This window comes from Streptomyces sp. NPDC001530, assembly GCF_042894545.1.
Lineage (GTDB): Bacteria > Actinomycetota > Actinomycetes > Streptomycetales > Streptomycetaceae > Streptomyces.
This window is the reverse complement of the sequence record NZ_JBIAVS010000045.1, coordinates 1-15,040: the sequence shown is the minus strand read 5'-3', so window position 1 is coordinate 15,040 and position 15,040 is coordinate 1. Positions and strand designations below refer to the sequence as shown.

General features: G+C 70.3%; 10 protein-coding genes and 2 pseudogenes. 5 read left to right on the top strand and 7 right to left on the bottom strand.

Annotated features, from left to right (window positions below; genetic code table 11):
• Positions 1–67: 67 nt before the first annotated feature.
• Together ACFY0T_RS48105 and ACFY0T_RS48100 are read left to right on the top strand one after the other, a co-directional pair.
• Complete coding sequence (locus ACFY0T_RS48105; protein WP_388885033.1) at positions 68–616, top strand: HAD family phosphatase; 549 nt, start codon at positions 68–70, stop codon at positions 614–616.
• Positions 617–970: 354 nt separating this feature from the next.
• Entirely contained in the window at positions 971–3,880 is a 2,910-nt protein-coding gene (locus tag ACFY0T_RS48100; RefSeq protein WP_388885031.1) for an AAA family ATPase, read from the top strand.
• Positions 3,881–3,942: 62 nt separating this feature from the next.
• Here ACFY0T_RS48100 and ACFY0T_RS48095 read toward each other — a convergent pair whose 3' ends face one another.
• The 3 genes and pseudogenes from ACFY0T_RS48095 to ACFY0T_RS48085 all read right to left on the bottom strand — a co-directional run.
• The gene (locus tag ACFY0T_RS48095; protein WP_388885029.1) at positions 3,943–6,768 is read right to left on the bottom strand and encodes an AAA family ATPase; all 2,826 of its coding nucleotides are present in this window, start codon (positions 6,766–6,768) and stop codon (positions 3,943–3,945) included.
• A 93-nt stretch (positions 6,769–6,861) separates the two neighbouring features.
• Entirely contained in the window at positions 6,862–7,305 is a 444-nt protein-coding gene (locus ACFY0T_RS48090) for a hypothetical protein (RefSeq protein ID WP_388885027.1), read from the bottom strand.
• Positions 7,306–7,522: 217 nt separating this feature from the next.
• Positions 7,523–8,734 (bottom strand): annotated as a pseudogene (locus ACFY0T_RS48085) (CehA/McbA family metallohydrolase); the annotation flags it as partial.
• A gap of 348 nt (positions 8,735–9,082) precedes the next feature.
• Between ACFY0T_RS48085 and ACFY0T_RS48080 the strand changes: the two are divergent.
• The gene (locus ACFY0T_RS48080) at positions 9,083–9,901 is read left to right on the top strand and encodes an oxidoreductase (protein WP_388885025.1); all 819 of its coding nucleotides are present in this window, start codon (positions 9,083–9,085) and stop codon (positions 9,899–9,901) included.
• 140 nt (positions 9,902–10,041) lie between these two features.
• Positions 10,042–10,740: a TetR/AcrR family transcriptional regulator gene (locus tag ACFY0T_RS48075; protein ID WP_388885023.1), complete on the top strand. Its 699-nt coding sequence runs from the start codon at positions 10,042–10,044 to the stop codon at positions 10,738–10,740.
• A 46-nt stretch (positions 10,741–10,786) separates the two neighbouring features.
• On the opposite strand, the gene ACFY0T_RS48070 is transcribed toward ACFY0T_RS48075, so the two are convergent.
• Complete coding sequence (locus ACFY0T_RS48070; protein WP_388885021.1) at positions 10,787–10,993, bottom strand: hypothetical protein; 207 nt, start codon at positions 10,991–10,993, stop codon at positions 10,787–10,789.
• A 121-nt stretch (positions 10,994–11,114) separates the two neighbouring features.
• On the bottom strand, positions 11,115–12,305 hold the full coding sequence (locus ACFY0T_RS48065) for an acyl-CoA dehydrogenase family protein (protein ID WP_388885019.1): 1,191 nt from the start codon (positions 12,303–12,305) through the stop codon (positions 11,115–11,117).
• Positions 12,306–12,474: 169 nt separating this feature from the next.
• Between ACFY0T_RS48065 and ACFY0T_RS48060 the strand changes: the two genes are divergently transcribed.
• Complete coding sequence (locus ACFY0T_RS48060) at positions 12,475–12,642, top strand: hypothetical protein (RefSeq protein ID WP_388885017.1); 168 nt, start codon at positions 12,475–12,477, stop codon at positions 12,640–12,642.
• Between the two features lie 255 nt (positions 12,643–12,897).
• Here the strand turns inward: ACFY0T_RS48060 and ACFY0T_RS48055 are convergent, their stop codons facing one another.
• Together ACFY0T_RS48055 and ACFY0T_RS48050 are read right to left on the bottom strand one after the other, a co-directional pair.
• Positions 12,898–13,320, bottom strand: a complete 423-nt coding sequence (locus tag ACFY0T_RS48055; RefSeq protein WP_388885071.1) for a 3'-5' exonuclease — start codon at positions 13,318–13,320, stop codon at positions 12,898–12,900.
• A gap of 537 nt (positions 13,321–13,857) precedes the next feature.
• Positions 13,858–14,631: pseudogene (locus ACFY0T_RS48050) on the bottom strand (UvrD-helicase domain-containing protein); the annotation flags it as partial.
• Between the last annotated feature and the right edge of the window lie 409 nt (positions 14,632–15,040).

The window sequence follows — 15,040 nt, the reverse complement described above, 5'->3', positions numbered from 1 at the left end:
CCCTGACACCGCGCCGCACAGGCCCCGCCCACCTTCTGAACCGGCCCGACCAGGAAGCACCATCGCCATGTCCACCGACCGACGCATCGTGCTGTTCGACCTCTTCGGAGTCATCGCCTGCCACCAACGCCCCGGCGCTCTGGAACAGATGGCCACCCTCTGCGGCGCACCCGCCGACACCTTCGCCGACGCCTACTGGGCCTCCCGCCCGCCCTACGACGCCGCCCAGCAGACGGCGGCCGCGTACTGGACCACCGTCCTGCGACGGCTGGCGCGCCCCGTCGACACCGACACGATCGAAGAACTGCGGCTCGCCGACATCGACAGCTGGTCCCGGGTTGACAAGCGCATGGTCACCTACGCGCAGGGCCTGCGGGACCGCGCCGAGGTCGCCCTGCTGTCCAACATCCCGTCCGACCACGCGGACGCCTTCCTCGCCGCGCAGCCCTGGCTGCGAAACCTCGACCACGTCGCCCTCTCCGGGAAGATCAAGGCGGCGAAGCCGGACCCAGCGGCGTTCCACACTGCGTCACCGCCCTGCGGGCCGCACCGGCCGACTTCCTGTTCATCGACGACCGCGAAGAGAACGTGCACGCAGCCCAGGCCATCGGCATGAACGCACACCTCTTCACCCAACTTCATCAGCTGACTGCCACCGCGCGCCGCGTGACCGACATCGCTCCCTCAGCCGCACGGAGCGACCGAGCAACGGGGAGGGGCGCCGACGTCAGGCCCGCAGGCTTCATCCACGAGGAGCCCAGGCCGCTGTACCAGTCCCAGGCCTGGATCTTGAAGGCGCTGCCGACCCCTGACCTGGTCCCAGACGCACAGGGAGTCGGTGCCGAGCGTGATAGCCGCGGCGGATACGAACCACCCTGGTCATTCGCCTTCCTCTCCAGAGGGATGGCAGCATGCACAAGAGCGCTCCTGGCGACGGATGGGACTGTGCGTACCAAAGCAGGGGGAACCGATGAACGCGCAAGGCAGGTTCTCCTCCCTCGCCGCGGACGAGAACGGACAGCCCGCACCGTCGCTCGCCCCCCTCCTGCACCAGGCAGGGCCTGGCGATCCGGGCTTCGTCGGCCGGGCTGCTGAGCTGCGGGCGCTACGGGATTTCCTGGTTGAGGCGACGGACCGGGGTGCGGCCCTGGTGGTGTGCGGGCAGGCCGGTGCGGGCAAGTCGGCGCTGCTGGAAGCCACGGTCCAGGCGGCAAGGGCCGACGGCATGCGTGTCCTACGGTGTGCCGGCATCCGCGGCAGCAACCCGCCCGACCTGTCCGGCCTGCTCCAGATCGTCTGGCCGGTGCTTGCGAATCCGGCGGACCCGACCGACCCGGCCGACCCGCATCGGTCACCGACCGCCGACGACGTAGGCGACGCCGTGGACCTCGACGCGCTGGTCAGAGTGCTGGTCGACGGCGCCCCCGCACCGGGCGGCGGACACTCCTGGCTGGCCTTCGCCGTTCTCGAGGTGCTGGCGGCCGTCAGCCGCGCCGGGCAGCCCCTCCTGGTCGCAGTAGACGACTGGGACGCGCTGGACGAGCCCAGCAGGCAAGTGCTCACCTTCGTCGCCCGGCGGGTCCAGGGTCATCCGCTGGCCCTGCTGATGACCGCCCGTCCGGAAAGCACACTGCCCAACCCCGTGACCGGTCTTCCCACACTGCCGCTCGGCCCGCTGCCTCCTGCCGAGTCCGCTCTGCTCCTGGCCTCGCGACGTCCCGGTCTCGGCGCGGAGACCGTGCGCGAACTCCTGGCGACCGCGGCAGGCAACCCCCTGGCACTGCTGGAACTGCCCGTCCCGTCCGAGGACGCACTGCCCGGCATGCCTACCTCCTCCGACCGGTTGGCCTCCGCCATGGCGCCGGGCGCCGCGTGCCTGCCCACCGGGACCCGGGACCTGCTGCTGGTCGCGGCGCTGCACCCGGAGGCTGACCTGCCGCTGCTCCTGTCGGCCGCGTCCCGACTCAGCGGCACGGAACTGGACTTCGCGGCACTGGATCCCGCGGAACGCGCGGGCCTCGTGACCTTCGACGGCACGCGGCCGTACTTCGGCCACCCCGCGATGGCAGGGGCGATCGTCCACGGCACCGACCCACACCGGTGCCGAGCCGCGCACGCGGCCTTGGCGGCCGTCCTGCCACCCGGCTCGGTACGGACGCTGTGGCACCATTCCCAGGCGGTGGAGGGACACGACCCAGAGCTGGCCGCCCGCCTGGAAGCCGTCCACGGCGACGCGCTGGAACGGTGCGAGCCGACGATGGCCGTACGACTGCTGCGGCGCGCCTCGGACCTCCACCTGAGCCCCGCTGACCAGGGCCGCTGCGCCCTACGGGCCACACAACTCGCCCAGCTCCTCGGCCTGGAACGCATGGCACGCACGATGGCGCACGGCGCCCTGCGCTACCCGCTGGGCCCCTTGGGCACATTGTGTGCCGAGGCCCTGACAAGGATTGGGCACGCTGACGCGCAGCCGCCGACTTACCGGACGGCCCCCACCGATCCCGTCCCCGGCGGTCCCGGCTCCGCCGCCTCCGATCCCACCGACCCGGCCCACTGGCCCACCCCCGTCGGTGCTGCCGAGCAGGAGAACGCCCTGGAGCTGGCCCGGATCACGGCGCCCGTTCTCGTGGGCGACGACGAACGATCCGAGGCGCTGCTGGCCTTCCTCGACGGAATACCGGACCGTGCGGACGACTCCCGGTGGCTGCACGCCATGGCGATGGTCCGCCCGCTGGACCGGGCCGGCACCGTCCTCGCGGGCATGCCCGCCGACCGGCACCTGACCGACCTGCCGGTGCGCGACATCGAACGCCTCGGGCAAGCCGCGATGTTGGCCGGTGACGCGGTCCGGGCCATGGACCTGTTCCGGCAGGCGGAGCGCCGCCGCTTCCACGCCCTGCCGGACCAGCTGCCCTGGGCGCTGCTGAGGCAGGGACTGGCGCACCTGGGCATGGGCAGTTGGGCCCAGGCCGAGCACGCCTTCCGGCGATGCGCGAAGCTGGCCGACGGCGCGTACCGCCAGGACCACCACGCGGCGGCTGCCCGCCTTCTGCAGGATGTCGTACGGGCTCTGCGCACCGGCACTCCGGCGGGTCCGCGCAGTGCGCGTGATCTGGCGGCGGCCAGGCGCTCGATGCCGGCGATCGACTCGGTGCTCGCAGTCTGCACCGCCTGGGCCCTGGTGGAGGGCGGCGACTCCGCGTCGGCCCTTCCCGCGTTGTCGTCGCTCCTCAGAGCCCCGCATACTCGCTCGATCGCCCTGTTCGCCCTGGTGGCCTTCGCCGAGGCCGCCAAGGCCGAACAAGCCTCCCCGGAGGCGCTCGCGATGCTCGACCGGCTGGAGACGGAGCTGGGCGCGCAGTGTCCCGCAGTAGTCGCCCTCCGGTTCACGGTCGCGCGGACCGTCCTCGCGGACGAGCACGATGCTCAGGCGATGTTCAAACGGGCCTTCGACGAGGACCTGTCCCGCTGGCCCTACCTGGAGGCGCCGCTCCGGCTGGCCGAGGGGAGGTGGCTGCGACTGCGGCGGCAGTTCGCCGACGCCCAGGCCACCCTGCGCCAGGCGGCGGCCGCCTTCACCATGCTGGGGGCCGAGGCACGCGCCCCGCGGATCGCCGCGGAGCTACGGGCCTCCGGGGAGCGGGCAGACGGCTCTGCCCCGGGCGCGTCCCGGCCCGCCGCGGCGCGCGACCTGCTCGCCGCCCGCGAACTGCGGATCGCCGAGCTCGCCGCCCGCGGACTGTCCAACCGGGAGATCGGCGAACAACTCGGCTTCGCGCCACGGACGATCGGGGCGTACCTCTACCGAATCTTCCCCCGGCTAGGAGTGACGTCCCGGGCCCAGCTCGCCGAGGCGCTGAGGGACCCGCACACGCCCTGACACCGCCCGTGCCCTCCCGCGCGCCAGCCGACCTCGAACTCCGCCGGTCAGCCCGAACCGCGTCAGTCGGACCCGAACCTCGCGGCGAGCTGAGCCCGGGAGGAAACGCCCAGCTTCGGGAAGATCTGATACAGGTGCGAGGCGACCGTACGAGGTGACAGCCGCAGCTGTTCCCCGATGGCCCGGTTGGACAGTCCGCGGGCGGCCAGGCGGGCGATGGTGAGCTGCTGCGGCGACAGCACGCGGGCGATGTCGTCCAAGTCGTCCTCGGCAGGCTGCCCGTCCGCCGCCCAGCCCGTCGCCCGCAGCTCCGAGGCAGCCTGTTCGGCGCGCGACGGGGCCCCCAGGGTCCGGAAGACCGACTCGGCCGTGGACAGCGGCGTACGGGACTCGGTGACGCGCCGCCGACGCCTGAGCCAGGCTCCGTAGCCGAACTGGGTCATGCCGTGCAGCAGCGGCCACACCTCGACTCCGGGCCGCAGCGCGCGACGGTAGCGCTCCTCCGCCTCGTCGTCCGGGGCGAGCACCGCGTCGGCGTAGGCCACGATCCGTTCCAGCAAGGGGGAACACCCCGCCTGCGTCAGAGCCGTGACATGGTCGAGAACGGTCCTGGCATCGGCCTTCTCCCCGGCGGGCAGCGCCGCCTCCGCCAGGAAGGCGAGTCCCCAGAACTGCTCGAAGGCGTACGGTGTCGTCGGATCGGCGAACAGGGAGCGCAGCCGGACGTAGGACTCGGCGTAGCGGCCCGTGCCGGACGAGGTGAGCGCGCGGGCCAGGACGGCCAGACTCAACTGCCGGTTCTGGCCGAGGCGCAGGGAGGACTCCTCGACCTCGGCGGCGCATTCCGACACCCTGTCGTGCTCTCCGCGCAGCGCCGCGACGATGGCCAGCATCCCTGTGGCCCGCGCCGCCCAGTCGGGCTGCGCCGTCCGTTCGGCGATCATCCGGCTCTCCTCGGCCAGCGCCAGGGCCGTGTGCCACTGGGTGCCGAGCCAGATCTGGCACATCGTCCGCGGTACGAGCATCAGCGGCAGCTGCCCGTACCGGCCGCCCGCGCGGAAGGCGCCCTCCACCTCCTCCAGGAGTGGCGCCGCCTGTTCGAAGTCGATGGTGAGGGTGGTCACCTGACTGAACAGGCTCCGCCCCTCGACCTCGGAGGGTCGGGGAACGGGGTGCGGGACCGGCGGCCGGGGCACTCTCAGGGGGTCGGTCAGCGCCAGCACGACGAGATACCACCCGTCCCGGGGCCCGGCCCGCAGCTCCTTCGCCGTTTGCAGGACCAAGTCGCGTTCCCCCGGTCCGACCTGCTGCCACCGGCATCTGCGGGCTGCCGCGAGCAGCAGCTTCTGGGTGAGCGCGGGATCCCGCACAGCGACCGCGCGCGCCGCCTCGCACAGCTCGGCGATCCGCTCCCGGCCGGCCGCGCTGCTGCCCGGCAGCAGATCGTGCACCCGCAGCAGCAGGGCACGCCCGAACGCCCCCAACTCGGTCGGGTCGATCTGGCTCACGTGCCGGAGGGCCTGGTCCACCAGACCGTGGTCACAGGCCAGTTCGGCGGCCCGCAGCAGCCGTACCGCCCGGCGTTGCGGGTCCGCGGACAGGCGCGCCGCACCCTCCAGCGCGGCGAGCGCCACCAGCACCCCGGTGACCGAACGCGAACCGGCCACCAGCGGCTCCAGCCGCCCCGCGAGTTCCTCATCGGGACCCGCCACACACTGGGCCGCGTGCCAGGCGGCGTGGGCAGGACTGCTGAGGCTCCGCCCGAGCGCGGCGTGAACGGCCATACGCCGCGCAGCCGACTCCAGCCGCAGAACGGCCGAACGCATCAGCGGCTCATGGAAGCGAACCCGAGAACCGTCGCCTCCGACACCTTCCTCAACGCTTTCGTCGACATCGACCGCGTCGACCGACTCCACGACCAGTCCGAGAGCGACGAGCTCCGCGAGGCCGACGCGGGCCGCGTCGTCGCCGCCGAGCAGGGAGCTGCTCGCGCGCAGGATGTCCCGCGTGCACGGCGACGTGCTCAGCGCCGCGGTGAGCAGCACGTAGCGGGCGGACGCCGACAGCGTCTCCCAGTCGTACGCATACGCCTCGGCCAGGCGCGGCGTCGCGGGCAGCATGCCGAAACCGGCCGCGTCCCCGAGCCGGCCACCGCCCAGGGAGAGCTCGGTGAGAGCGAGCGGATTGCCTCGCGCCACGGCGAGGACAAGCTGCTCCTCGCCGTACCCCGTGACCCGTCCGGCGCGGGCGACGAGTGCACGGGCATGCGCGTCGGGCAGCGGCCCGAGCGTCACAGTGACCCCCTGCGGATACGACCGCACGTCGCTGCCGGTGCGCTCGGCGACGATCATGCCCACCGACCCCGCCCCCGGTCCCACCGGCGTCGAGCCGCAGAGCCCCGCCAGGGCGAGCAGGGTGTCGCGGCTGGCGGCGTCGAGCCGGTCGAGGTCGTCCACGCACAGCAGCACCGGCTCCGACAGCGCGGCCAGCAGCCGAAGCGCCGCCGCGGCCAGCTCTGCGGGGCTCGGCACGGCGCCGCCGCCGGTGAACGCGGCGTGCAGGACGGCGCGTTCCCGGTCCGGCAGGTCGCCGACCCGTGCCAGAGCGGAGCGTAGGAGTCCATGCAGACCTGCGTGCGTCAGTCCTCCCTCGCCGGGTGCCCACGCCGTCGACAGCACACGTATGCCCTGCCCCACGGCCTCCGCCGCGGCGAAGCGCAGGACGGCGGACTTTCCCGTACCGGGCGCGCCGCTCAGGTGGAGCACCCGGCCGCCGCCCCCGGGCGGAGCCGTCAGCAACGAGGTCACCAGCTTCCGCTCCCGCTCCCGACCGACCAGGCCGGTGTCGTCCAAGCCGGTTTCCTCCGTGCCGACGTGCGCGCTGATCACGTGCCCTCCCGCTCTCCCCGCCCCCCCCGCAGGCCTGCCCCCCCGTAACCGGTCACCTCTATCGTTCCAGGCCGGAAAGTCTGCGGCACGCGCTCACCCGTGCGCCCCTTCTTCCGCGAACCCGCTGTCCGCGCCGCCGGCTGCTGCCGCCGCGTACAGGTCACGGATGCTGACGGCGGCCCCAGACTCCAGACGGCTGAAGACCCAGTCGATCGGATGGCACTCCCGTGCGTCGGGCAACACCACCACGAAGGGGGCGGCCGTGGGGTGGTCGGCCGGGGCGTGCCGCCAGGCGCCGCCGATGTGGCGCGTCACGATCTCGCCGAGGTAACAGCCGAAAGCGACGAGAGAATCCGCCATCTCCTCGCGGCTCACACCCTCGGCACGGAAGCCGTCGACGATCTCCTCCACGACATCGATGCTCTCCGGACTGTAGTCCAGCTCCGCATCACTGATGTCGGCCGCCGCCGCCACGATGGCGGCGGCGGCGTGGGGCGCACTACCGGGTTCGAGCGGGGGGTTCAGCTGCACCTGCATGTTGGTCCTCGGGCTGTTGCCGTCAATGACGTCAAAACTAGCGCAGAACACCCGTCTAGACATGTCCCTGCCCGGTTCAAGACGGAATGCGACCGTCCGGGGGCGAAAGGGAGACACCTTCGGGCGTCACGTGTGCACCGATACCTGTCCCTCTGGAGGGTAGAGCACACATGTTTCGCCCCTGAGGACGGTACCGTCTCGTTGTGATCACGTAAGCCGCGAAGGTGACGGCGGAGGACTCGGCGACATAGGTACGGCCCTTGCGGATGCCCTCCAGGATCGAGGACCGGTTGAGGTCGTCGGCGTACACGACGGTCTGCGGCAGTCCGATGACCTGGGGCAGGCTGTGCGCGTCGCTGTTGGCCATGGCGGGCAGCCAGTCCTTGCCCGAGCGCATCGCCGTGCCGAGCATCGCGTCCCAGGTGTCAACGGCTGACTCGTCGTCGTAGGTCCAGGGGCCGTTCCACACCTCGACGGCGTCCGCGTCCTCGTAGCCGAACTTCCACTGGCAGGCGACGTACGGGCAGTAGGGGTGCGCGGGGACGACCAGTCCGCCCTGGCGGCGGACCTGGCGGGCGAAGCGCGGGAAGGCGTCGTCGCGGGAGCGGTAACGCCAGTCGATCCAGGAGCCGTTGTCCAGTCCCAGCGCCAGCCAGTGGCCGTTGCGGGTGGTGACTTCCTCACCGTTGATGATGAGGAGGTCAGGTCCGGCGTACTCACCCAACACCGCGTGCGCGGAGGAGGTGTTGTGGTCGGTGGAGACGATGAAGTCCAGGCCCGCCGCACGCGCGCCAGCCGCGACCTCGGACGGCAGGCGCCTGCCGTCGGAGTGCACGGTGTGCAGGTGGCAGTCGCCGCGGTACCAGGCCCGACCGCGGCCCTTGGCGCGCTCGCTCGGGTAGTTGGGCCGGAACGGGGCGACCGCGGGGCCGTAGCGCAGGGTGATGGTCACCGAGTAGTTCATGCCCTGCGGGGGCCACCTGGTACGGGCCGAGGACGACGTGCCAGGTACCGTGGCCCACGGGACCGGGCAGGTAACCCGCCGTCGTGGTGTCGCTGTTGACGACGAAGGAGGTGCGGGCGCGCCGGACCAGCCGCGGAAGCCCTTGCCGCCCAGCGCGAGGCCGCGCTCGTCGAAGATGCCGATGTCGCACGAGTTGCCGTCCGTGCCACTGGGCACGGACGGCTTGTCGTACGTGTAGGAGACGGCGATCTGGTTGACGCCGCGCGGGACTTCGACCGGCAGGTAGACGAAGTCGGCGGCACCGGTCTCCAGGTGGCCGGTGACGGTGCGCGTCACCTCGGTGCCGTCGGCGGGCGTGCCCGTCGCGGTGTTCTCGTCGGCCTCGGCGAACCCGACGGGCGCGAGGGGCAGCGCACCGGCCGCGCCGAGCACCCAGTCCGCCATCAGCAGGGCCCGGCGGCCCATGCCTGACGTGTTCTCCTGCGCCGGGTTCGAGGTGTGTTCACCGGTCCCGGTTCCAGACTGACACATGCCGTCCCCTCCTGAGTGTTTCGTGTGCTTCGTGTGCGACGCCGGAACATTTGTCGGCTCAGGTGAAACACCCCATACGTTGCGAGAACCGCATATCACGGTTTGTTGAAGCGCAGACGGCTTACCGCCTCAGAAATGTGACACTTATCACGGAAAGAGTCCCGAGGTCGACTATGGTCCAGTGGCCTCTTATAGTCGAAGCCTGTAAAGGTCCATCGGCCTCTTATTGGATCCCTCCCACCCCATCGACAAACCATCGACAAACGAAACAGAGGCAACACCATGAGCAAGACCTGGCTGATCACCGGAAGTTCCCGCGGACTGGGCCGCGCCATCGCCGAAGCCGTGCTGGAGGCCGGTAACAACCTGGTCGCCACCGCCCGGCGCACCGAGCCCCTGAACGACCTCGTCGAGAAGTACGGCGAGCGGGTCCGGCTGGTCACCCTGGACGTGACCGACGCCGAGGCCTCGCGACGGGCCGTGCGGGCCGCTGTGGACGCCTTCGGCCGCCTGGACGTCGTGGTGAACAACGCCGGCTACGCCGACATGGCCGCCCTGGAGGACATGTCCGACCGGGCCTTCCGCGACCAGATCGACGCCAACCTCTTCGGCGTCGTCAACGTCACCCGTGCCGCCCTCCCCGTCCTGCGTGAGCAGGGCTCCGGCCACATCATCCAGATCTCCTCCGTCGGCGGCCGGGTGGCCGTCCCGGGTCTGGGCGCATACCAGGCGGCCAAGTGGGCGGTGGGCGGCTTCTCCGAGGTCCTGGCCAAGGAGGTGGCCCCCCTCGGCATCAAGGTCACCGTCGCCGAGCCGGGCGGCATGCGCACGGACTGGGCCGGCTCCTCCATGGCCACACCGCCGGTCAGCGAGCCGTACCAGGAGGTGGTCGGCGGTGCCATCGACGCCATCCGCAGCCAGGACGGCAAGCAGCCGGGCGACCCGGGACGCATCTCGCAGATCCTCCTCGACATCGTGGAGGCCGAGCGGCCGCCGCTGCGCCTGCTGCTCGGCAAGGACGCCGTCCAGGTCGCGCAGGCCTTCGCCGAGACCCTCGCCGCCGGGGACGCCGAGTGGCGCCACGTGAGCGAGTCCGTATGACCCGCGTGACCGTTCCCGGAACCCGGGTCTGGTCCGGAAACCCGTCGGTGCCGCCCCCAGGGGTCGGCACCGACGGGGCTTAGGGTTGCCGCAGGCGGCGCCACACACGGGCCGCGAGGAAGTTCCCCGGGGAAGCGACGATGACAGACGACCAGGCCGCCGGCTTTCAGCGCGCGCGCAGCGCCGAACAGCGTGAGATCCGCAAGCAGGCCATCCTCGACGCCGCGACACAGCTTCTGGGCGAGATGCCGGTCAGCGAGATCAGCCTGCGGGAGCTGAGCCGCCGGGTCGGGTTGTCGAAGACCAACGTCGTGCGCTACTTCGAGACCAGGGAAGCGGTCTTCTTCGAACTCCTCAACCGGTCCCTGGCCCAGTGGATCGAGGATCTGTCCACCGAACTGGCCGCGACCGAAGGGCCCGCTCCAGAGACGTCGTCCTCCGGAAGGAGCGTCTCCTCCACGGTGGTCACGGACACCCTGGCGCACTCGCTGGCCCGCCGTCCCCTGCTGTGCGACCTGTTCAGCGCCTTGGGGTCGGAACTCGAACGCAATATCTCGGCAGAGTCAGCACGCGAGTTCAAGCTCGCCCACGTCCAACTCCTGCGTGCCCTGGCCGATCTGCTGCGACAGCACATCACCGCGCTGACACCGGACGCGGCCCGCGAACTGGTCTCCCTGACCGTCGTGTACACGGCCGGGCTCTGGCCGTTCGCCCATCCCTCGGACGCCGTCGCCGAGGCCCAGCGGCACCCCGAACTCACCGACACGAAAGTCGACTTCGCCGCCATGCTCGGCCGTACCCTGCACCTCCTCGTGACCGGACTCCTCAGCCGTCGGTGACCCGGACGACCGGACCGGTCACGGATACCCATGCCGTGCGCCGACGTCAGGAATGCGTGTCGACGGCCTTGCGCCACGATCCGCTGCGCACGATGTCGATGAGCTGGTCCATGCTGAGCGGGGCGGAGAGCCGCATTCCCGGCAACTTGTAGGCCCGCGTGTTGAGTTCGCTGACGCTCCCAAGGGCCAGGTCACCGTCGCGGCGGTACTGGAGCTGCGCCTGCGACTGCCCACGGCCGAGGAGTTCCTGCACGCCCGCACCCCCTCGGCACCGCTGGACGAACAGATCCGCCGCATCGAAAACGACTGACCGGCCCTCCTCTGATCCGGCGGATCACAGCGTTACCCGCGACCAGGCGCTCTGGCTCCTTGTGTCAGCCCGCCGCCCCATCCGCCAGGCTGAGCAGCGCCCGGCCGTAGGCCTCCCGGTTCGGGTCCGGGACGATGTTCGCGTGGGACAGCGCGACCTCCATGTCCCGCCAGATGCGCTGCACCGGACAGGCCGTCGAGAAGGCCGCGCTGCCGAGTGCCGTGAGCAGGTGCCGGACGGCCTCCCGCAGGTTCTGTGCCGCCATGGCCGCGTCCATATGGATACGTGCCCGCACCAGCTCTCCGGGTTGGGTCCGCCGCGCGATGTCCGCCTCCACGTCGTCCAGGGCCCGGAGCAGGAGCAGCCGCGCGGAGTCGATCAGGGCGGCGGCGTCGGCCACGGCGTACTGCACGCCGGCCGACCCGGCCCGGCGGGCCGAAGCGCCCACCTGCTCCCGCGTGTGATCCAGGGCGGCCAGGGCCATGCCGAGCAGGGGAGCCACGAGCGTGACGGTCAGGGCCGGGACGACGGCTGCCGCGCACAGGGGCTCGTCCGGATGGTCCTGCGCGTAGCCGCCGCTCATCATCCGGGACAGCGACAGCACCCGGTGGTCCGGCACGAACACCTCCTCGAAGACGACCGTGTCACTGCCGGTGGCCCGCAGGCCTGTGACGTCCCACGTGTTTTTGACACTTCCCGACGCCAGCGGAACCACGGCCAGGGAGAGGTCCGCGTCGGCACCGGTCGCCACCGCCACCATCACCCACTCACAGTGGTGGACGCCCGAGGTGGGCGACCACCGGCCGGACGCCACCAACCCTCCCTCGACCACCCTTACCGTGCCCGCGGCCGGCAGCCGGCTGGCGACGACCGCCCCGCAGTCCGTCCCCCAGAGCTCCTGACGCGCCCGCTGACCGAGCAGCGAGGCCATGTACGCCCCACCGGACAGCACCATCGCGAGCCAGCCGCTGGATCCGCAGCCCCGCCCCAGCTCGGTGTAGACGTCGAAGGCGGTACGGAAGTCCGCGCCCGGCCCTCCGAGGGCACGCGGCACCTGAAGGCTCAGGAACTCCGCGTCGCGCAGAGCCGATGCGACGACCTCCGGCAGCCGCCCGGTGCGGTCGGCTTCGGCGGCGTGCTCACGCAGCAGGGGAACCAGTTCGCGTGCCCGTCCCACCAGCTCCGGGGAGGCGGCGGAGGACGGCTGTGACGGAGCGGAACTCCCGGAGGCACGGGAAACAGCTGTGGCATTCATGCTGTCAGTATGAGTGCGGCATACGTGTCTCGGCGACAGGATGACTGAATCCAACATACGTGTGACCGATCTTCCCGCTCACCCGACAAACGTCACCGCCCACCCTCCCTCCAGGTCGTCAACGCCCCGGAGCCGGCCCGCAGCCCGCTGCCGGACGAGCGAGCCGCCCATGAGGGCCGCCCACACGGGGGCGTGGGCCCGCGCGAGGCGCTGCACGGACTACGCCGTACTCGACTTGTTCGTGGCCCTGGTCGCGGTGCTCGCGGTGGCGCCGCTTGCTGACGCCGGCCAGACGGAGACCGTCGCCTGCTGCGGCGGTACGCCCGGCTTCCCGTAACAAGGGGACTTGCCGCCAACACCGTCTGGCTCACTGACCAGTACGTCGACCAGTTGATCGCTGTCTGCAAGCGCATCCCCCATCCGAAGACACTCACGCTATTCCGGCAGTTCGATCCCATGGAGCAGGACAAGAACGTTCCTGCTAATTTGCGGCGCGTACTTCTGGCTCGGTCCTGGGCCCACGACGGGGCGGGGATCTCGGGCGGGCACCTCGTGTGGAACTGGCGCGATGAGCAGGATTCAGCAAGATCGGTTAGGCGGCGTTGAAGGGGACTGCGTCGCGTGTCAACAGGCGGATAACTCGGTGCTTGTGGTCGTCGGGGATGACCAGCATGAGCAGGCGCTGGGCGCGGGAGACTCCCACGTACAGCACGCGGCGTGACTCAGCGGCGGTGTCGTTCTCCCAGTGATCGAGGGCCGTTGGCTCCTGACTGCGGCCGCGGCCGCGGCCGCGGCTGGTGCTGGGCAGTACGAGTGCCACGGCAGGGAATTGCAACCCTTTGACACCGTGAATGGTGGAGAACGGCAGCGACGGCCGGACATCGTTCTTGGTGAGCTGGGCCCAGTCGGAGGCTGTGGGCGCCCGGAAGATCGAGGGGTTCACGGAGAGGTGGGGCGCCCATTGCAGGGCGTTCACGCGTGCTCGGACGGCGGCACTGAATTCTGCGGCGGCCATGCTGTCGGGCGTGAGGGATTGGCTCAGGCGGGTGGCCGCGTCACGCAACCACCGCCGGTCGATGGCATGTTCGTCACAGATGGCGTCCAGAGACTGGTTGCCGAAGCTTCCTGTTACGGCCTCAACCAGATAGCTCTCGACGCGTTCCAACGCCTTGAGGCGAGACTTGTTGTCCGCACCTTCACGGAGCTTGCGGCCGGCATCCACGACCGCAGCCACCTTGTTGCTCTTCACGACATCAGTGGTGCTGATCCCTACGGCCCGCATGGCGTCGAGGCCTCTGTGAGCGACGACCATCGTGTCCGCGGGACTGATTTGGTGACGGCGGATGGTCGCCAGTACAGAGGGCCCGATGTCTGTGGGACTGGTGTAGCTCAGCACATGGATAGGAGTGGGGTCGTTAGCGTAGGGACCGCGGGCGATGTCCGGTACGGTTCCCGTCCGTAGTGCGCCGTTCAATGCGCAGATCGCTGGGGTGCTGCGGAAGTTGTCGTGGAGCGGCAGCTGGAGGGGGAGGCCGAGTGCGAAGGCGCTGACCTGCTCGGGGACAGCGCGTCGGAACTCGTAGATCGACTGGTCCAGGTCACCGATCATCAGAATGCGAAGGTGGTATTCCTGGAGGAAAGCCAGCAAGGCCAGCTCTTCCTCGCCGCAGTCCTGTGCCTCGTCGACGATGAGTTCGCTGAATCGGTCGCTCATCAGGTTGCCGACGAGTTCTCGCAGGCTGGGATCGGAGATCCACGCGCCGGCGAGGAAACGGGACACGTCACAGGTGATGGTTCCGGCGCTGAGCAAGGCCCGGTAGATGCCGCTGGCTCTGTTTTCAGCTTCCTTGCGACGACTGGTCTCCACCAGACCCCGCAGCGTGTTGCCTGCGGTGTTGGGCACGCGGTCCAGACAGAGGGTCGCGATGCCGTTGATGTCGAAATCGAACCAGCCCAACTCGACGTCGGGAACGGCGGCCTTGATGCCGAGCCGGAACTTGGCGGCTTTGGTGTCCTTCCACGACTGAATCAGCCGTGGCGTGGTCTGGTACACGCTGCGGTAGACGGGAGCGACCACGAAGCGGTGGATGAAGCTGTCGAAGGTACCCACGAAGTGCGGCGCACGCAGGGCCTGCTGCTGATCCTGCTCCGTACAGCGGCGACGCACCTCATCAACCGCAGCATTGGTGAACGAGACGAGTCCGACGCCCTTGCGTGGCTCTCCTGCACACCGCCGCAGAAACCGGCCCACTGCTGCTTTGGTCTTTCCCGCGCCGGGGCAGGCCGCGACGAAGGCACTGTCGTCCAGCTCATGCACCAGCTGCCGCTGTTGCTCGGTGAAGCTCGCCGCAACTCATCCAGCGGGATGGGCCGGTTGGGTAGACCCGCGTAGCTCCGCCCGTCCACAGACAGTGGCCGAGGGCCGTTCACCAGCAGCGTGAAGCACTCTCGTGCGGTGTCCAGCGGCGACGGCTGGCCCGCGGTACGGGTGCGGTTGTCGGGATGCCTGTCAGTCATGTCAGGCGACTCCTTCACGAAGCGGAAGAAGGGACGCCTCAAGGGATCCAGACGACCGACAAGAAAAGGACAAGAGAGTGAAAGGAGATCTCCGCAGGAGGACCTGCGTGCCGTTAAAGAGTGCTTAGCTTGATGTTTAACCTCGCTGTTGTTTCAAGCGGACATGCTCGGTGAGGGTTTCGACTCGTTTCACGGTCTTCCCGGGCTCGTGGCGTGGT